A 19,880-nucleotide genomic window follows, 5' to 3' on the forward strand; every position below is an offset into this window, starting at 1 on the left:
TATGAATTCTCTGTCTATGAAAATAATGATAAGCTTAATTGGTAAAATTATAAAGTATTTATGAAAATATTATTTAATATGGAATATATTTTAATTTGAGGGCTAAAATTATATAATAGGTTTATATTTTAAGTTTTTTAATTATGCCCATCATCACTTTAGGAGGTATTCCATGAAAATTTTCCTTAAAAATTTATCATTACTCATTCTTCTGACTGCATGCATCTTTCTAGTAAGTTGTTCTAGTGAAAAAACTACTTCTAAATGTGAAATATCAGAAAAACTTTCTGTTGCAGTATCTATAGTCCCTGAGAAAACCTTTGTAAAAGTAGTTGCAGGAGGATTGGCAGATGTGGTTACCATGATTCCATCGGGTCAAAGTCCTGAAAATTTTCAACCCACACCAGATCTTATAGAAAGATTCAGTAAAGCAAAAATATATTTTTCTATAGGAGTTCCTACTGAAAGTTCTTCTATTCTTCCAAAAGCAAAAGATTTAAATTCAAGTTTAAAAATTATTAATTTAGACAAAGAAGTTGCAAAAATCTACCCTGATAGAGAATTTACCCCTGGAAAACGTGATCCTCATATATGGTTATCTCCCAAACGCACTAAAATCATAATTAACACTATCAAAGAACAATTATCCCAAATTGATCCAAGCAATAAATCTATTTATGAAAAAAATGCAGAAGAATATATAAAAAAACTTGATAAGATTGATAATGATATAAAATCTTCTTTAACTAATTTAAAAAATAAATCTATTATCGTATATCACCCAGCCTTTGGGTATTTTTGTGATGAATATGGATTAAATATGATAGCCTTAGAAGCTGAAGGAAAAGATGCTCAACCTCAAAATTTGCAGAAAATAATAGATATGGCAAAAGAAAAAGAAATAAAAACTATCTTTTATCAAGCAGAAATCGATAGTAAGCAATCAAAAACTTTTGCTGATGAAATAAATGGCAAAGCGCAATTAATAGCTCCACTTTCACCAGACTATATTGAAAATCTTGAAAAAATAGCTAATGTCTTTAAACAAGTATCAAACTAGCCAGTAGCCAGTAGCCAGTAGCCAGTAGCCAGTAGCCAGTTCAGTTTATCACCTATAATTTGTAATAATCAATACACCCGGCTGCTGGTTAATATTTTTTTGTTATTATCTTGAAGAACACGTAAATACGTATGCTGGTGGGAAATTTTTAATGACTCTTTTTATATTTATTGCAGGAAAGAATTTTTTTATATACGCTTTCTTAAATAAGGTATATTGAAAAGTTATAAACTGTCCATCTTTATCTAAAATATTTCTAGTTTTATCTAAAATATTATCTGACATTTCTTTTGGCAATGATGCAAAAGGTAGTCCTGACACTACATATCTTAATTCTTTAATATTGTAATCTTCCAAGTATCTATCTATATTTTCAGCCGAATCATTTATTATATGTACATTTTTTTCATTTCTAAATTTTTCTCTTAAAACTTCACATAAACCTTCATTAAATTCTATAACAATTAAAGGCATATCTTCTCTTTTATTTTCTACTAATTTCTCTGTAAATACTCCTGTGCCCGGTCCATATTCAACTATACATTTTGCATTATCAAAATCTATACTCTCCACCATTTTTTCTGCAAGAGCTTGTGAACTAGGCATTACCGCTCCTATTGTTCTAGGATTTCTTATATATTGTTTCAAAAAAAGTACTTTATCCATTTTAAATCCCCTCTTTTATTTCTATTTAATACCTAAATTATACCTTAATTTTTTTTAAAAAAGATTACTAAAACCTTAAATCTTTCTTAAATTTTAGAAATATTTTCTAATTTCTCATGCCAATTAATAATTTATTTTATATTCATCATTATTTCTCATAAATATATAAAAGAATGTTGAATATTTGCATATTCAACATTCTTTCTTTATCTTCTAATTTCTAACTTTTATTTGAGTTAACTTCTTGAAGTATATGAAGAAGTTATTTTCATATACTTATTTTATTACTGACTTAGTAACTATAAAAAAACTTAAAACACGTTGATTGTCAAAATAATAAAAATCTATATTTTCAAGAAAAAGTAAAAAGTCAGTAGAATTATTAATTCTACTGACTTTTATCTGGCAGGGGCACCAGGACTCGAACCCGGAACCAATGGTTTTGGAGACCACTACTCTACCAATTGAGCCATACCCCTTCGACACGAGAATTATTATATCACGATACTAAACTATATGCAATAGTTTTTTTTCATTTTCAATAAAAATATTTAGAAATAAGAAATATGTAAATAATAGATAAAAAACATACCATTCACTAAATAGTGCTCGTCACATTAATCTAGCTTTGTTATAATAATCTTAATGACAGACTTTTATAATCTATAACATAAATTTTTTAAATATATAAATTGCAATAAATACTATTCATTGTATTAAAACTTCAATAAAGTTTTTTCATAAATTGATCATTGGCAATGAATATTTATAATTGCGATATATATAGTCTCTAATACTAAAGGAAAGGGTGTTTAAAGATGAACAAATTTACTTTATTTAAAGAAGATTCTATCTTATTAATTATTGACCTTCAAGAAAAATTAATGTCAGCTATGAAATACAGAGAACAAATTATTGAAAAAAATAATGTTTTGATTTCAGCAGCCAAAGAAATGAATATACCAATGCTTTTTACAGAACAGTATCCAAAAGGTCTTGGAAGAACAGACTCTAAAATAAGTACTAACTTGAAAAATGCACTAAAATTTGAAAAAAACTCTTTTTCAGCTTGTTCTGAAGAATTTATCTGTACCCTTAAAGAACTAGGAAGAAAAAAAATAATCCTCACAGGTACAGAAACTCATATTTGTGTTTTTCAAACAGCTAGAGATTTAATATCTTTAGGCTATGAAGTTTTTGTAGTAGCTGATGCAGTAGTTTCAAGAACAAAAGCAAATTATACAAATGGTTTAGATTTAATGAGAAGCATGGGTGCTACTATTACAAATACTGAAACAGTATTGTTTGATTTATTGAAAGAAGCAGGCACACCAGAATTTAAGCTTTGCTCAAAACTTATTAAATAAAAAGAGATTACTTGAATTAAAAATTACTATAGGAGTTATCCTATAGTAATTTTTATACACAAATATAGTTATAAAATCGAATATCTTCAAGTCTCTACATTAAATCCTGCCTCTTTTATTTTTTTCACAATAGCCCCAAAGTTATCTGGCTTTATTCTAATCACTATCTCCCTTAAATTAAAAGCACTTCTAGGATCAATTACAACTGTACTCATTATATTTCCGCCGTTTTGAGTTATTATTTTTGAAAGTTTTGAAAGCTGACCTTTAGTTTCATGAGTTATTATTGAAATTCTTTTACCTTTATTTATTCCCAAAATATCAGTAAATTGTTGAAATACAATCTTATGTGTTATTATGCCATGAAATTTATTATATTTATCTATTACAGCTATAAAAGGTATATGTCCTTTTTCAAGTAATACAATTGCTTCTTCCAATTGTTGAGTAGGATTTACCATTGGTAAATCTTTTATCATTAACTCTTCTACTACTAATTTTGACAATAGTTTTTCTCTCTCTCCATCCAGTTCAAAAATGGTTTCATAAATTGCTTCCTTTGATATAGAACCATAAAACTTATCTCCATCTACTACTGGTATGGATAAAAGATTATTTTTCTTAATTAAATCCAGAGCTTTTTCAGCTGATTCTTTAGGTGATACAACAGTTAGTTCTTCCTTTGATAATAACAAATTACTTACTAGCATGCTGGTAATCCCCCTTTGCTTTATTCATTAAGAATATTATTATATTCTTTCTCCATCGATATATATATATCCTGCAAAATTAAAAATATTTGAATATTATTTTTTCTTCAAATTATTTTTTTGCCCATTACATTTCATATTTATCATATTTTACTATTCCTAATAGTATGATAAAATTAGTTCTGAATTACATTATTAAGTTTTTAGAGAAATGTTTAAATAAAGAAAAAGAGTGTAGAATTATGAGTATATGTGATATATAAAAAGTTTAAAATTAGGAGTGAACACATATGGAATTTATTGTTGATAGTGTAGAAAAAACTATTTCTATCGGAACTGAAATAGGTAAAAATGCAAATGAAGGTGATATAATCTGCCTAATTGGAGATTTAGGAACAGGTAAAACCCATTTAACTAAAGGTATTGCAAAAGGATTAGATGTAGATGATCATATAACCAGCCCTACATTTAATATTGTAAACGAATATGATGGACGATTAAAATTATATCATTTTGATGTGTACAGAGTTAATGACCCCGATGAAATTGAGGCCATAGGCTTTGATGAATATATCTTCGGGGATGGCGTAAGTATTATTGAATGGGCCAACTATATCGAGGAATTGATACCAGAAGATCATCTAAGAATAACTGTTGAAAAATTACCTGATATGGGTGTAAATTTCAGAAAAATAAGTATACAATATAATAGTGACAGATATAATTACGTAAAGGAGATTAAACTATGAAAATTCTTAGTTTAGATACCTCTACATCAAGTGCGGCATGCGCAATTTTAGAGGATAACAAATTACTTGGAGAAATAACTTTTAATGATAAAAAACAGCATTCTGTTATTTTGATGCCCGAAATAAATTATCTATTAAACAACTTAAAATTACAGCTAAATGATATCGATGGCTATGTTGTCTCAAAAGGTCCTGGTTCTTTTACCGGACTTAGAATAGGAATGGCAACAGTAAAGGGCTTAGTTCAAGGAACTGACAAACCTTTTATAGGTATTTCAACCTTAGATGCCCTAGCATATAATTTAGCTTATACACCAGGAATTATTTGTCCTATAATGGATGCTTTAAGAGATAATGTATATACAGCACTATACAAATTTGAAAATGAAGAATTAAAACAATTGACTGATTATATTGCTGTTCATATCGATGAATTAATTTCAGTAATAAAAGAATATACGCCATCTACTGTTACTTTTGTTGGAGATGCAGTGCCTAAATTCAAAGGAAAATTAAGTGAAAGCTTTGAAAATCCATATTTTGCTCCTGCTCATTTGAATGTGGCAAAAGCAGCTTCTCTTGGTGAGTTAGGTCTATTAAAACTTAAAAATGGTGAAAGTGATAATTTATTAACTTTTGCTCCTATTTATCTTAGAAAGTCACAAGCTGAAAGAGAATATGAAAATAGAACAGGAATGAGTATAAATGAATAATTTTATAGTATCGTACATTGAAGAAAAAGATACAGAAGATGTTTTGCAAATTAACAATATATGCTTTAATCCACCTTGGAGTTTATCGGCTTTACAAAATGAAATAAAAAATAAATTTTCAAAATATATTGTTTTGAAAAAAGAAAATAAAGTTATAGGTTATGCAGGCATATGGCTTATCATAGACGAAGCACACATTACAAACGTAGCTGTTCATCCTGATTATAGAGGCATGGGTGGAAGCAATTTATTAATGGAAGGCATATTAAAAATTTGTACAGAATATGAAATACCATCCATAACCCTTGAAGTAAGAGAAAATAACACCGTGGCTAGAAACCTATATAAAAAGTTTGGATTTGTAGAAGAAGGCATAAGAAAAAACTACTATGAAGGCAATATAGACGCTGTTATCATGTGGAAAAGAGACGTTTTACATAGTTGAGAATTGAAATTTGAGAGTTGAAAGTTTATATATATATTTATTCCATTTTAAATTATATGAAATAAACATAAGAGACCATAAAGATATTTGTATCCTTATGGTCTCTTATGTTTATATTTTAAACTTTATAGTCCAACTCTCCACTTTCAATTTTCAACTATATCTAGTTACCCAAAGCTCTTTTTTTACTTTCTTGAAGCACTTCTTCTCTGTGAAGGATTGGTGAAATACTTTTATAAACTGGTATAGTTACTACTGATACCATAATTCCTTTTAAAATATTAAATGGTAATATTGATAACAGAACTAAATCTTTTACAGTTTTAATATTAGAGTTTAACGCTGTTCCCATTGCAACAAATGCTTCAATTGGCGCTTTAAATATTTTTGCATACAAAGGTAATAATATAGTGTAATTTAATACTGATGCACCCAAAGACATAACTATTGTTCCTGCTACCAATCCTAAAATAGCAGTTTTCTTAGATTTTCTCATTTTATATATAATTCCTGCTGTAGCTACAAAAATTGAACCTACAATAAAATTAGCAAATTCTCCCACAAAACCTGTTTGAGTTCCTTTAAAAACTATGTGAAGCACATTTTTAAATAGTTCAATTAATATACCACTAACAGGTCCCAGCGCAAAAGTTCCAAGTAAAGCTGGAAGATCACTTAAATCTATTTGTAAAAAGCTTGGAAAAATAGGTAATGGTATTTCAAAGAACATAAGTACAAAAGCTATTGCTGATAGAAGTGAAATTTTAATCGTTTTGTTTAAATTAGTTTGTTTCATTTTTTCTCCCCCTAATTTTGCATAATCTCCACGGGTATTGGTAGATGTCAAACAAAAAGCCCTGACAAATTTAAAATTGTCAGGGCAAAAAATCCTATTAAACATAAGCTACCTATACCTTCTACCATCCAGACTTTACTGTCGGTATTGGAATTTCACCAAATCAACCATATTCCTATGGCTCGCGGACTTTACCGCCGGTCGGGAATCACACCCTGCCCTGAAGATATGTTTATTTAACTTTTATTCATAAATAATTATAACACTTATTTGAGAAAATTCAACTTTATTTTTTCATAGTAAGTGATATTCTTCCTCTCTTATCATCTACTTCCAACACACTCACTTCTACCACATCTCCAACCTTTACTATATCTAAAGGATGTTTAACAAATTTATCTGAAAGCTGACTTATATGTACTAATCCATCTTGATGTACTCCAATGTCTACAAAAGCTCCAAAATCAGCTACGTTTCTCACTGTACCAGTTAAAACCATGCCAGGTTTCAGCTGATTTATGTCAACTACTCCTTTTTTAAATATAGGCTTTGGAAGTTCTTCTCTAGGATCACGTCCTGGTTTTATAATTTCTTTTATTATATCTTTAAGAGTCGGCACACCAATTCCTAATTGCTCAGCTAAAACTTCAATTCCTATAACATTTACTTTACTGTCTACATCAACTAACTTTCCATTTAAAACATCTTCATTACTATAGCCTATTTTTTTCAAAAGCCCTTTAGTTGCTTTATATGACTCTGGATGAACTGCAGTGTTATCAAGCACTTCATCACTTTCTGGAACTCTTAAAAATCCAGCACATTGTTCAAACGCCTTAGGTCCCAATCTTTTAACCTTTAATATTTCTTTTCTATTTTTAAATTTACCATTTTCTTCTCTATAATTTACTATATTCTGAGCAATAGAAGCATTTATACCAGATATATAAGATAAAAGTGACGGTGTAGCAATGTTCAAATCAACCCCAACACTATTTACCCCATCTTCTACAACTCCACTTAAAGATTCATCAAGTCTTTTCGGTGTTACATCATGCTGATACTGTCCTACCCCTATAGATTTAGGATCTATCTTCACAAGTTCAGCCATCGGATCTTGAAGTCGTCGCCCTATTGATATTGCTCCTCTTATAGAAACATTTATATCAGGGTATTCTTTAGATGCAAGTTCTGAAGCTGAATAAACAGAAGCTCCAGCCTCTGATACAACCACGTAAGATAACTCCTTGCCTGTTTCTTTTTTTACTTCATCTATAAGCTGTGCCAATACTTCTTCCGATTCACGGCTGGCTGTACCATTTCCAAGAGATATAACATCTACATTATGCTTATAAACTAACTCTTTAAGAATTTTAATAGATCCTTGAACATCATTTTGTGGTGCAGTAGCATATACTGTGGCTGTATCCACTAGCTTTCCCGTATCATCTAAAACAGCGATTTTACATCCTGTTCTAAATCCTGGGTCATACCCAAGCACAATCTTCCCCTTTATTGGAGGCTGCATTAAAAGTGCCTTAAGATTTGCTTTAAAGATTCCTATTGCTCCTTCTTCACCCTTATCTGTAAGCTCTGCTCTTATTTCTCTTTCAATAGATGGATATATAAGCCTCTTTAGTGAATCTGCCGCTGCTGCTGCTATATATTCATCAGTAATATTATTTTTCTTCAAACAGTTTTTATTTAAAAACTCCAGTATTTTGTCCATGTTACTTATAACCTTGACAGATAATACTTTCTCCTTTTCTCCTCTGTTTATTGCAAGTATTCTATGAGAAGGTATCTTGCTGACAGCTTCAGAATACTTGTAATACATTTCGTAAGGAGTAGGTTCTTCACTTTCACCACTGCACTCAATTATTCCATTTCTGCGCACAAATTCCCTTATCCATTTTCTAAATTCTGCTTCATCAGAAATAATTTCAGCAATAATGTCCTTTGCTCCATTTAAAGCATCTTCAACTGTATTTACTACTTTTTCTTCATCTAGAAATTCTGATGCATAGTCCTCAATATTTCCTTTAAATTCTCCACACCAAATAGCTTCGGCAAGTGGCTTTAACCCCTTTTCTACTGCTATTGTGGCTCTAGTTCTCTTTTTAGGCTTAAATGGTCTATATATATCCTCAACCTCAGTTAAAGTTTCGCTTTTTTCTATTTGAAGCTTTAGTTCATCTGTAAGCTTATCCTGTTCTCCAATTATTCTTATAACATCAGCTTTTCTTTCTTCTAAATTTCTTAAATAAGTAAGTCTTTCTGCAAAGCTTCTCAAAACTATATCATCAAGTCCACCAGTTCTTTCTTTTCTATATCTTGCAATGAAAGGCACTGTATTTCCATCATCTAAAAGTTCAATAACACTATTCACCTGCTTAATACTTATACCAAATTCTTTAGCTATTTTATCATTGATAATATTGTTCATATTTTCCTCCACTCTTTCATTCATATATACGCTACTTTTACTTTCATTATTTTACATTATTATAGGTTAAAAGTCCACATTCCATCATATAACATTTTATCCACTCATAACTATATATATACTAATTTTTAAGGAGTAGTTTATGAAAAGACTTTTTGTACAATTCATAATGTGTATACTATTAATGATCTTTTATCTTACCTTCAATACCTATAATACCATACATACTTTTAACATACCTAATGTTATGAATACAATAAGATATTTGTCCTCTGACCATTTTCAAGGTAGACTTACAGGTACTATTGAAAACCAAGAAATAGAAGAGTACATCAAGCTTCAATTTATCAAAAATGATTTAAAACCCTTTCTTGGGGAATATGATCAAGCTTTTAAATTAACCTATCCAAGTAAAATTAAAGGTAAAGAACCTTACTTAAATGTAACCGATAAAAATGGAAATATAATAAAAAGTTTTACCTATGGAAAAGATTATAAAGAAGATATGTTGAATTTTAAAAGCAATAAATTTAACTTTAACAATCAAAATCCTTTGATTGTGTCAAGAGAGAACTCCATACAGATAAAATATAATTCTGATTACTTTTTACTTTACTCTTCTTCAGATAATACCTTAAAATTTAGAAGTTCCTTTATATCTACTGATCCTTGGAGTATGTGCATTATGTTATCTAAAAACACACTATCTGAACTTAAAAAATCTCTTTCTGATGGTTATAACATAAATTGTTTTATTCCTTTTACAAATAAAAAAACCTCAGCTAGGAATATTTTAGGATATATAGAGGGTAAAAATAAAAACTCCAGCCCTGTAATTATTTCTGCTCATTTTGATCATTTAGGAACAGATTTAGGAGATAACATCTATAGAGGTGCTCTTGATAATTCTTCTGGAACAGCTTTTATGTTAGAAATGGTAGAGTACATAAAATCTTTAGGTACTCCTGAGAGAAATATACTATTTATAGGCTTCAATGCAGAAGAATTTGGTTGTTTAGGCTCTGCTGAATTTGTAAAGAAATATAAAAATCACATTACAGACAGTAAAGTTTTCAATTTTGATATGATAGGCAGCGACAAAGGAGTTCCTCTTTGCATAATGGGTGGCAAAAACGATACTACAAAATCTAGTCTTATGCGTTCAGCTTCAAATACATGTTCAGATGAACATATACACTTTAACTATCTTTTTGAGAATGCCAGTGATCATAAAGCCTTTAGAGAAAATAATATAGATGCTATAACATTTTGTGATGATGATAAATCAAGAATTCATACACCTGAGGATACTCTTGAATTTATATCTACTTCTGCCATCGAACGGTGCTATGATGTAGCTTCAAAAGAAATAATAAAATACGCCTTTAATGAAAATCTGCTATTTCTATATTATAAACAAGGGCTATTAATATCATCTATGGGTATTATTCTAATTTTGGTTACTTTGAATAGAAAGCGTAGCTGAAAATATGACTAATTAACTGATTTTATACACAATAAAAACCTATTATTACTGATTTCTGTATAATAATAGGTTTTTATTGTACTGCTTAAATAAATTCAATATTTATTTTTTCAAATCCCATACTCTTTAATATTCCTTCTAATAATATCTTAGTATTTTCATTAGCTTTTTCTAAAAAACCATCCTTGATAAGTTTATCTACTACTTGTCCTTTATTTCGGTTTAATTCATTAATTATTTCTTGTCCTTGAATTTTATTGAACAAAGCAGATTTTTCATCTAAAATATTAACATTATCTGTATCTATAACATTGTCCAACACTTTAGCCTTTTTTAGTTTCAAATTTATCTTTTTTTCTTTACTATTAACATATATCTCAGCATCTTCTAAAATCACTCCAGCTTTTACATATCCACTATATTTTATCAATAATGTCTTTGTTGTAAAAGGGATAGTAAAATCTTGGACTTTTTTACTATCCTTTATGAAAATAATATCCGTATATGTGTTCTTATAAGTTGCAAGTTCAGAAATTCTTTTGAGTTCATTAGCAACATTTGTACTATTAGTTATCTTTTCATTAGTAGTCCTAAACCCTGCAAAAAACCAAGTTCCAGCTATGATTGCTATAATTAATAGAATAACCTTAATTTCTTTAATCCATTTTTTCATACTTATTCTATCCTTCATATTATTTGTTCCATTTTAAAAATTCAGTTATAAATAAGTCGATATCTCCATCCATAACAGCATCCACGTTTCCCATATCTGCATTTGTTCTATGATCTTTAACCATAGTATATGGCTGAAAAACATAAGATCTTATTTGGCTTCCCCATCCATTATCCATTAGATCACCTGTAAGTTCTTCAATTTTTTCCTTATGTGCTCTTTCTTTAAGCTCTGCAAGCTTTGATTTTAACATGTTCATGGCAGTATCTTTATTTTGGAATTGACTTCTTTCATTTTGACACTGAACAACTATTCCTGTAGGCAAATGTGTTATTCTAACTGCTGAATCCGTTTTATTTATATGCTGACCACCAGCTCCACTGGCACGATAAGTATCGATTTTTAAATCATCTTCTTTTATTTCTATATCTTGACTTTCTGTAAGCTCTGGCAATACTTCCATAGAAGCAAAGGAGGTTTGTCTTTTACCATTTGCATTAAAAGGAGAAATTCTTACCAATCTGTGTATTCCCTTTTCTGCTTTTAAATAACCATAAGCAAATTCTCCAGTTACTTTTAGTTCTATACTTTTTATTCCAGCTTCATCTCCTGATAACAAACTTATAGTTTCAACCTTATAGCCTTTTTTATCAGCCCATCTTGTATACATTCTCAACAGCATTTCAGTCCAATCCTGTGCATCTGTACCACCAGCTCCTGAATGCAGTGATACTATTGCATTGTTTTTGTCATATTCTCCTGAGAGAAGTATTTGTATTTTAAACTGCTCAATTATATTTTCAATTTCTTTTAGCTCATTTTTTACTTCATCCAGTGAAGACTCATCATCTTCCTCTATGCTCATTTCTATTAAAACTTCTATATCTTCTAATCTACTCAATGTAGTATTATATTTTTCTAACCTGTCTTTTAAGTTTTTTGCCTCTTGAGTAGTTTCTTGTGCTTTGTTTATATCATCCCAAAAACTAGGCTCCTGCATTCTATTTTCCAGTTCTGATACTCTTATTTCTATACCAGCAATGTCAAAGTGAAACCCTCACTTCATCTAAATTTTTCATAATTTCAGCAGCTTTACTCTTAGCCTCTTCAAACTGAATTATCATAAAATCACCCTTTCCATTTTTAATAGTAGCCTATACCCAGTTAATTATATAATTAAAAAACCCAGCATAGCTGGATTTTTTAATTTTTATTTAAGTCTTACTCTTTAAACTCAAGGAAATTATAAGCAAGTTTGCGTACCTACTTTTCTTATACTGTTTAAAGTTCTTTTCCACAGCAATTTTTATATTTCTTTCCACTTCCGCAAGGACATAAATCATTTCTTCCTATTTTATCTTCTTTTCTTCTTACAGGTTCATGTTTAACCGAATCATCTCCTGGTTGATTTGTTGAAGTTTCTTTTGCTACTCTTTCTCTTTCTGGTGCTTTTTCAACATGAACATGGAATAAATATTTAATAGTCTCAAGCTTGATATTTTGAATCATCTGATCAAACATTTCACTACCTTCAAATTGATATGCCTGAGCAGGATCTTGCTGTCTATACGCTCTAAGCCCTATACCTTGTTTTAAGTGATCCATATCATCGATATGAGCCATCCATTTAGTATCAACAACCTTCAGAAGAACAACTCTTTCAACTTCTCTCATTTGGTCTGAACCAAACATTTCTTCTTTTTCCTCATATATGCCTTTAGCTATTTCAACAAATTTTTCTTTTATTTCATCATCAGACATAATTTTCAGTTCATCAATAGTTGCAGTTCCCTTTGGCAGATATATTTCTTCTAAATAAGTAATAAGCTTTTGTATATCCTCTTCCAAATTTTCATCCAGTCCTGACATATGCGCATCAACTGCCGTTACTATAACATCTTCAATCATATCTTGAACATACTCTTTTAAAGATTCACCTTCAAGAACCTGAGCTCTTTGTTTATAGATAACTTCTCTTTGTTGATTCATAACATCATCGTACTGTAACACAGTTTTACGAACATCAAAGTTATTTCCTTCAACTTTCTTTTGTGCATTTTCTATTGCACCTGAAACCATTTTACTTTCTATAACATCATCATCACTTAATCCTAATTTTTCAACTATTCCTTGAAGTCTTTCTGAACCGAATATTCTCATCAAATCATCTTCTAGTGAAACATAAAATCTAGAAACTCCTGAGTCTCCTTGACGACCAGAACGTCCTCTTAACTGATTATCTATACGTCTTGATTCATGTCTTTCAGTACCTATTACCTTAAGACCTCCAAGTTCTGCAACACCTTCTCCAAGTTTTATATCGGTACCACGCCCAGCCATATTAGTAGCAATAGTTATTCTTCCTCTTTCACCTGCATCTGCTACTATTTCAGCTTCTTTTTCATGATATTTTGCATTAAGAACTTTATGAGGTACCCCTTTTCTCTTTAGCATATCTGAAAGAAGTTCTGATTTTTCTATACTTACTGTACCAACAAGTGCTGGCTGCCCTTTTTTATAAGTTTCTTCTAATTCGTTAACTATTGCTTTATATTTACCTTTTTCTGATTTATAAACTAAATCTGGAGAATCTATTCTTGCTATAGGTTTATTAGTAGGGATAATTACTACGTCCAAACCATAAATTTCTCTGAACTCCCCTTCTTCTGTTTCAGCTGTTCCTGTCATACCTGAAAGCTTAGTATACATTCTAAAATAATTCTGGAATGTAATAGTTGCAAGGGTTTTAGATTCTTTTTGAATTTTAACTCCTTCTTTAGCTTCTATTGCTTGGTGAAGACCATCACTGTATCTTCTACCTTCCATAAGTCTTCCAGTAAACTCATCAACAATAATAACTTCATCGTCTTTTACCATATAGTCTTTATCTCTCTTCATAGTATAATTAGCTTTTAAAGCCTGAACTACATGGTGCTGTACTTGCATATTTTCTGCATCTGCATAGTTTTCGATATGGAAGAATTTTTCTGCTTTTTCTACACCTTCATCTGTTAATATAACAGAATTAGTTTTTTCATCTACTGTATAGTCATCTTGACTTAAGGATTTTGCAAAAAAATCAGCAACTCTATAAAAATCAGTAGATTTTTCTCCTTCTCCTGAAATTATAAGAGGTGTTCTTGCTTCATCTATTAAAATAGAGTCAACCTCGTCTACTATACAAAAATGTAAATCCCTTTGAACTTTTTCTTCCCTATATATTACCATATTATCTCTAAGATAATCGAATCCAAATTCATTATTAGTTCCATAAGTTATATCACTATTATAAGCTTCACGTCTTTGATTATTATCCAAATCATGAATTATAACTCCACTTGTCAATCCTAAAAATTCATAAAGCTCATTCATTTGATCTCTATCTCTTTTAGCAAGATAGTCGTTAACAGTAATTACATGAACCCCTTTACCTTCCAATGCATTTAAATAAGCTGGCAAAGTAGCAACTAGCGTCTTACCTTCCCCTGTTCTCATTTCTGCAATTCTTCCTTGATGGAGTACTATACCTCCTATTAATTGTACTCTATAGTGTTTCATCCCTAAAACTCTACTTGAAGCCTCTCTGCATACTGCAAAAGCTTCTGGTAAAATATCATCTATTGATTCACCATTTGAAATTCTTTCTTTAAATTCAAATGTTTTATTTCTTAATTCTTCATCGTTTAACTTTTGCATTTCTTCATCTAATACTTCAATTTTATCAATTATTGGTTTTATCTTTTTCAATTCTCTATCACTATAACTACCGAATATTTTCTCAAACAAACCCATTTTATTCATCCTCACTAATATATATTTTAAGTTTTATAAAACTGTCTACTTACATTTTCACTCATTGTATTATAACATTTAATCATAAACCATTCAATAACTATCACTTTTAAATAATTTTTACATTTTTATTAACATTATGTTGAATTTTCTTCATTTACTTTTTGTAATTTATTATACATATATTGCAATTATCAATGTTCATTGTTTAATATTTTTAACTAAAAATAAAAGGAGGAATACTCCTCCTTTTTAGAATACTACTTATTATATTAATACTCCGGCTCTATAAGACCATATTGACCGTCTTTCCTCCTATACAAAACATTAACTTCCTCTGTTTCTGCATTTGTATATACAAAGAAGCTATGTCCTAAAAGTTCCATTTGAAGTAAAGCTTCTTCATTATTCATAGGTTTCATTGGAAATTTTTTACTTTTTACAATTTTAGAATCTATATCTTCATCATTCCTAGGGATATATTCTGGAATAAATTGAAATTTCAGCGCATCTCCATGTTTTTTTCTTTGCAACTTAGTTTTTTGTTTTCTTATTTGTCTCTCTAATTTTTCTAAAACTATATCTACAGCTGCATACATATCTTCATTAATTTCTTCTCCTCTTAATATAACTCCATTAAAAGGTATAGTAACTTCTATTATTTTCTTATTCTTTTGAACACTTAAAGTTGCATTCACTTCTACATCTGGATTAAAATACTTATCTAATTTTGATAGCTTTGTTTCTACCGCATTCTTTAAACCATCTGTTATTGCTATGTTTTTACCCATCACTGTTATCTTCATAAAGCCATCCCCCTTTTGTTATATCTCCCATTATGTCTTTGAAGATATTTTCAATTGAATTGCTTGTCTTTACTATATTCTATTACTAATCAGTCCAAATAACAACAACAATATTTCAAATTTACAAAATATTTAATCAATTTAAATTGTATTACTGTCATTTCCCTTCATTTTTTTCTTTTTTATGTTATTATTTATTGGAGGAAATTTGATTACTTTTATGTTATACTAGACATAGCGGGCATTTATAAACTACTTTTAGCACAAGTCAATACAATAACATTTCTTGCACCATTTCCAAGCATGGTTTTCGCACAATAAAAACTTGTAGCTCCAGTAGTTACAACATCGTCTACTAGTAATATTGTTTTATTATTAAGATACTTTTCATTTATACATTTAAAAGAATTTTTCAAATTCGTCCATCGTTCTTCTCCATTTAAACCTATCTGATCTCTGGTATCATTATCTTTTATTAAAAATTCTAAAATCTTGGTATTTGTTTTGTATGCTACAGCTTTAGCTAAATACTTACTCTGATTATACCCTCTTCTCTTTATAGCTTCTTTAGTTGACGGCACAAAAGTAATAATATCGAATTTAATATTTTTACTTTTTATAGTATTTAACATATATTCAACTAAAACTTCTCCTGCTTTAAAATCACTTTTGTATTTTAATTTTATAACTAGTTCTTTGATTACATCTGAATAATATGCTGAGCTATAACACTTCACTATAAAATTTTCTTCATTAATTTCGAAATGATTTTTACACAATTTTACTTTAGATTTGCATTTGTCACATAAATATTTATCATCTCTTACGTATTCATTACACAGAACACAGTCTCTATCATCACTATATATAACATTAAGAACACATTCACATAAATATTTTATATTTTTAATAAATTCATTTCCCATGCTTCTTTATTGAAATGTCTAGTTATATTTTTAGCTTTATCTATGGCTTCCGTTTCACAATTACCTAAAAATATAACCTCGCCTTTGCGGCTTTTTCCACTTCTACCTACCTTTCCACAAAGATACACTAGTTTTTTATAATTGAATAGTTCATCATCGGCAAAAAATACCATAACATTAACATTTTTTGCATCAAAATAAAAATCATTAGTAATCATTATTCCTTGTTTCATCTTTGTAAAATTATCTAATATTTTCCTATCACTTTTATTCTTAATGGAAAAAATAACATTTCCATCTAACTTACTGCAATATAGTGATAAATATTCATACGCACTTTTAACTTTTGCTTCGTTTGGAACATATATGATCACTTTTTGCTTTATTTTCAAAGACCATTCTATGTATTCATACACAACATATGGAATATCTTTGTTAATATCTACTCGAGTACCTATAAATTTTGGCTCTATTAGTGGATAACAATTATCTCTTACTGGCAAAATTATTTCTTTCTTATTTTCGAAAATTTTTTCTATGGAATAAGCTATTATTTTAGCACTATCCTTTGCTTTACTCGTCATCGCTTCAATAATTTTATATTTAGTACGTGAGGAAAAGCTTTTTATATCATCGTAGATTACTAAATCAAATTTATAGTTTAATTTATTTAACATTTCATGTTTGGCAATGAGTAATAACGAATCTCCAAAATTACTTTTTTCTTTTAAATATGTATATCCTCTAAATTTACTTATCTTTTTTATTTTTTCAATAATCTCTACCTGAATACTATTTTCATCCGTTATATACAATACTTTTTTATTTCTATAAACAAAATTTAAAATAATATTTATAAATATTTCCGATGAATTATATGGAGGTGATGTTACATTCAAATACTTTTCTCTACTAGAACTCCATGCTAGTATTTCCTCACTTATCGTTTCCTTTTCTACCTTAAGATTTGAATGTTTTAAAAACATATCATTTTTCATCCTCTCCAATTAAACTTTTGTTAGAATTATCAATTTCATCTTCTAATATATTCAATATTCTCCATCTCAGTGCTGAATACCTTTCAAAACTTTTATTATTACTAATCATAAAATGAATAGCTTTAGAAGTTCCCACTAAAACTACCATTTGCTTTGCTCTGGTAATACCAGTATAAAGTAAATTTCTATTCATAAGTAAGGTTGGTCCCATAAACACTGGCATAATAACCACAGGAAATTCACTTCCTTGACTCTTATGTACAGTCATAGAATAAGCTAATTCAAGTTCATCTAAATACATATTATCATATGTAATTTCTTTATCCTCATCAAAAACAACAGTAATTTTATCTTCTTCAACTTCGGTAATATAACCTATATCACCATTAAAAACTCCCAGTCCTTCCTTTTCTCCTTCACCATCTATTCTAACCCATTTTAAATTATAATTATTTTTAGTTTGCATAACTTTATCGCCTACTCTGAAAATATTATCCTTAAATTGTTTTTCATTTTTATCCTTCATCTTAGGATTTAATACTTTCTGAAGTTGAGTATTTAAATTAGTTATTCCTAATGTTCCTTTTCTCATGGGAGATAGTATTTGTATATCCTTGACCTTATTCCAGTTTTTGTTGAACTTTGGCAATCTCCTATCTATAAGCCCTACTAAAGTCTCTCCAATCTCTTCTCCATCTTCGCAATTAATAAAATAAAAATCCTTATTTTTTTTGTTTAAGATTGGCATATCGCCATTATTTATCTTGTGAGCGTTAACCACAATCATACTTTCTTCTGCCTGTCTAAATATATCTTTTAACCTTACAACTTTAACACATTTGCTCTCTATTAAATCTCTGAGAACATTTCCTGGACCTACTGAAGGAAGCTGGTCTGCATCTCCTACTATAATCAGCCTTGTACCCATAGGAATAGCCTTCAGAAGACTATTCATCAGTAAAACATCTATCATAGATGCTTCGTCAACTATTAAAACATCACATTGCAGAGGAGATTCTTCTCCCCTCAAAAAATCCATATCATCGTCATCATTAAACCCTAGTTCCAGCAATCTATGTATTGTTTTTGACTCTCTTCCTGTTGCCTCACTCATCCTCTTTGCTGCACGTCCTGTTGGTGCTGCCATAAAAACCGTCATGGAAGCAGCTTCAAATATCTCTGTTATACATTTAATTATAGTTGTTTTTCCTGTACCAGGTCCTCCTGTTATTATTTCAATTCCATTTTGGAAGGCACCTTTTATAGCTTCTACTTGTATTTTTGCAAATTTTATATTATTTTCTTTTTCAAATTTATTTATTTCTTCACCTACATCAATTTTCACTTCATCATACCCAGCAGTTGTAAGAGTTATTATCTTGGTAGTAACTGATAATTCGCAATAATAGTACGGCATAGTAAAAACACATTCTTTACCTTCAATGATTTCTACTTTTAATGTTCCATTTAACATTGATTCTTGAAGATTTCTTTCAATAGCTTCCTCATTTACTCCAAGTATACTTTTTGCTTCCTTAAATAATTTTTCTAAAGGCATATAGGTATTACCCATGCCACAAAATTGATTTACAATATATCTTACTCCACATTGTATTCTGAAAGGTGAATCCTTTTCTATCCCTAAACTTCTTGCAATTTTATCAGCAGTCTTAAAGCCCATTCCTGATATTTGATCCGTTAAAGCATAAGGATTTTCTTTAACCACATTTATAGAATTTGCTCCATATCTTTTATGAATTTTTACACATTGCTTTACTGTCACTCCGTAAGTTTGAAGAAAAACCATTATATTTCTTATTTCTCTTTGCTTTGAATATGACTTAGAAATAGTCTCTATCTTTTTAGTTCCAATCCCATCTATTTCTTGCAATCTTTCTATATTATTATCAAGTATATCTAAAATTTCTTCACCAAACTGAGCTACAATTTTTTTTGCAGTAACAGGTCCTATTCCCGCAATTATACCCGATGATAAATATTTTTCAATTCCCTCTAAAGAGTTTGGAACAACCTCTTCGCAAGACTTAACTCGAAATTGTTGTCCAAATTGTTTGTGAGTTACCCATTCTCCCTGCAATTTTAAGTTTTGTCCTTCATTAATGTAAGGTATACATCCTGTTATAGTTATTTTTTTCTTTTTATCTTTTATATGTGCAACCACATATCCGTTACCTTCATTTTGAAAAACTATATCTTCTACAGTACCTTGTATCTCAGTCATAAAAT

General features: G+C 29.5%; 17 protein-coding genes, 1 tRNA gene and 1 riboswitch. Of the genes, 6 read left to right on the forward strand and 12 right to left on the reverse strand.

The features are described 5' to 3' along the window. Nucleotides 1–172 precede the first annotated feature (172 nt). A complete protein-coding gene (locus OIO11_RS09505; protein ID WP_268071215.1) occupies nucleotides 173–1,060 on the forward strand; it encodes a metal ABC transporter solute-binding protein, Zn/Mn family in 888 nt (295 codons plus the stop codon). 105 nt (nucleotides 1,061–1,165) lie between these two features. Here OIO11_RS09505 and OIO11_RS09510 read toward each other — a convergent pair whose 3' ends face one another. Next, nucleotides 1,166–1,726: a class I SAM-dependent methyltransferase gene (locus OIO11_RS09510; RefSeq protein WP_268071216.1), complete on the reverse strand. Its 561-nt coding sequence runs from the start codon at nucleotides 1,724–1,726 to the stop codon at nucleotides 1,166–1,168. 403 nt (nucleotides 1,727–2,129) lie between these two features. Next, nucleotides 2,130–2,205: transfer RNA gene (locus OIO11_RS09515), tRNA-Trp, on the reverse strand. Nucleotides 2,206–2,544: 339 nt separating this feature from the next. On the opposite strand from OIO11_RS09515, the gene OIO11_RS09520 reads away from it, so the two are divergent. After that, entirely contained in the window at nucleotides 2,545–3,093 is a 549-nt protein-coding gene (locus OIO11_RS09520; protein WP_268071217.1) for a hydrolase, read from the forward strand. Between the two features lie 86 nt (nucleotides 3,094–3,179). Here the strand turns inward: OIO11_RS09520 and OIO11_RS09525 are convergent, their stop codons facing one another. Next, on the reverse strand, nucleotides 3,180–3,803 hold the full coding sequence (locus OIO11_RS09525) for a CBS domain-containing protein (RefSeq protein WP_268071218.1): 624 nt from the start codon (nucleotides 3,801–3,803) through the stop codon (nucleotides 3,180–3,182). Nucleotides 3,804–4,093: 290 nt separating this feature from the next. Here OIO11_RS09525 and tsaE point away from each other — a divergent pair, with 290 nt between their 5' ends. From tsaE to rimI, 3 genes are read left to right on the forward strand one after another with little or no spacing between them, the layout of a single operon-like run. After that, nucleotides 4,094–4,552: a tRNA (adenosine(37)-N6)-threonylcarbamoyltransferase complex ATPase subunit type 1 TsaE gene (gene tsaE, locus OIO11_RS09530; protein WP_268071219.1), complete on the forward strand. Its 459-nt coding sequence runs from the start codon at nucleotides 4,094–4,096 to the stop codon at nucleotides 4,550–4,552. Further along, complete coding sequence (tsaB, locus tag OIO11_RS09535; RefSeq protein WP_268071220.1) at nucleotides 4,549–5,265, forward strand: tRNA (adenosine(37)-N6)-threonylcarbamoyltransferase complex dimerization subunit type 1 TsaB; 717 nt, start codon at nucleotides 4,549–4,551, stop codon at nucleotides 5,263–5,265. Before tsaE ends, tsaB begins: the two co-directional genes overlap by 4 nt. Further along, the gene (rimI, locus tag OIO11_RS09540) at nucleotides 5,258–5,710 is read left to right on the forward strand and encodes a ribosomal protein S18-alanine N-acetyltransferase (RefSeq protein ID WP_268071221.1); all 453 of its coding nucleotides are present in this window, start codon (nucleotides 5,258–5,260) and stop codon (nucleotides 5,708–5,710) included. The genes tsaB and rimI overlap by 8 nt, the downstream gene beginning before the upstream one ends. A 163-nt stretch (nucleotides 5,711–5,873) precedes the next feature. Here the strand turns inward: rimI and OIO11_RS09545 are convergent, their stop codons facing one another. Continuing rightward, nucleotides 5,874–6,506: an ECF transporter S component gene (locus OIO11_RS09545; RefSeq protein WP_268071222.1), complete on the reverse strand. Its 633-nt coding sequence runs from the start codon at nucleotides 6,504–6,506 to the stop codon at nucleotides 5,874–5,876. Between the two features lie 112 nt (nucleotides 6,507–6,618). After that, nucleotides 6,619–6,738: riboswitch (FMN riboswitch) on the reverse strand. A gap of 54 nt (nucleotides 6,739–6,792) precedes the next feature. Continuing rightward, nucleotides 6,793–8,952, reverse strand: coding sequence for a Tex family protein (locus OIO11_RS09550; protein WP_268071223.1), 2,160 nt, complete (start codon nucleotides 8,950–8,952; stop codon nucleotides 6,793–6,795). Between the two features lie 247 nt (nucleotides 8,953–9,199). Between OIO11_RS09550 and OIO11_RS09555 the strand changes: the two genes are divergently transcribed. After that, the gene (locus tag OIO11_RS09555; protein WP_268071224.1) at nucleotides 9,200–10,438 is read left to right on the forward strand and encodes a M28 family metallopeptidase; all 1,239 of its coding nucleotides are present in this window, start codon (nucleotides 9,200–9,202) and stop codon (nucleotides 10,436–10,438) included. 85 nt (nucleotides 10,439–10,523) lie between these two features. Here the strand turns inward: OIO11_RS09555 and OIO11_RS09560 are convergent, their stop codons facing one another. The 7 genes from OIO11_RS09560 to recD2 all read right to left on the reverse strand — a co-directional run bounded on the left by OIO11_RS09560 (nucleotide 10,524) and on the right by recD2 (nucleotide 19,875). Then, nucleotides 10,524–11,111, reverse strand: a complete 588-nt coding sequence (locus tag OIO11_RS09560) for a DUF4230 domain-containing protein (RefSeq protein WP_268071225.1) — start codon at nucleotides 11,109–11,111, stop codon at nucleotides 10,524–10,526. A 19-nt stretch (nucleotides 11,112–11,130) separates the two neighbouring features. Next, nucleotides 11,131–12,235, reverse strand: a protein-coding gene (gene prfB, locus OIO11_RS09565) for a peptide chain release factor 2 (protein ID WP_268071226.1) whose coding sequence is annotated in 2 segments (ribosomal slippage) — nucleotides 11,131–12,156 and nucleotides 12,158–12,235 — 1,104 coding nt in all. Because the reading frame shifts where the segments join, the coding sequence is not laid out codon by codon here. 157 nt (nucleotides 12,236–12,392) lie between these two features. Beyond that, a complete protein-coding gene (gene secA / locus OIO11_RS09570) occupies nucleotides 12,393–14,903 on the reverse strand; it encodes a preprotein translocase subunit SecA (protein ID WP_268071227.1) in 2,511 nt (836 codons plus the stop codon). Nucleotides 14,904–15,175: 272 nt separating this feature from the next. Beyond that, entirely contained in the window at nucleotides 15,176–15,709 is a 534-nt protein-coding gene (gene hpf, locus OIO11_RS09575) for a ribosome hibernation-promoting factor, HPF/YfiA family (RefSeq protein ID WP_268071228.1), read from the reverse strand. A 245-nt stretch (nucleotides 15,710–15,954) separates the two neighbouring features. Further along, nucleotides 15,955–16,635, reverse strand: coding sequence for a ComF family protein (locus OIO11_RS09580; RefSeq protein WP_268071229.1), 681 nt, complete (start codon nucleotides 16,633–16,635; stop codon nucleotides 15,955–15,957). Further along, nucleotides 16,608–17,633, reverse strand: a complete 1,026-nt coding sequence (locus tag OIO11_RS09585; protein WP_268071230.1) for a hypothetical protein — start codon at nucleotides 17,631–17,633, stop codon at nucleotides 16,608–16,610. The genes OIO11_RS09580 and OIO11_RS09585 overlap by 28 nt, the downstream gene beginning before the upstream one ends. Then, nucleotides 17,623–19,875, reverse strand: a complete 2,253-nt coding sequence (gene recD2, locus OIO11_RS09590) for an SF1B family DNA helicase RecD2 (RefSeq protein ID WP_268071231.1) — start codon at nucleotides 19,873–19,875, stop codon at nucleotides 17,623–17,625. The genes OIO11_RS09585 and recD2 overlap by 11 nt, the downstream gene beginning before the upstream one ends. Nucleotides 19,876–19,880 lie beyond the last annotated feature (5 nt).

Source organism: Clostridium sp. ZS2-4, assembly GCF_026719745.1.
Classification (GTDB): domain Bacteria; phylum Bacillota; class Clostridia; order Clostridiales; family Clostridiaceae; genus Clostridium_H.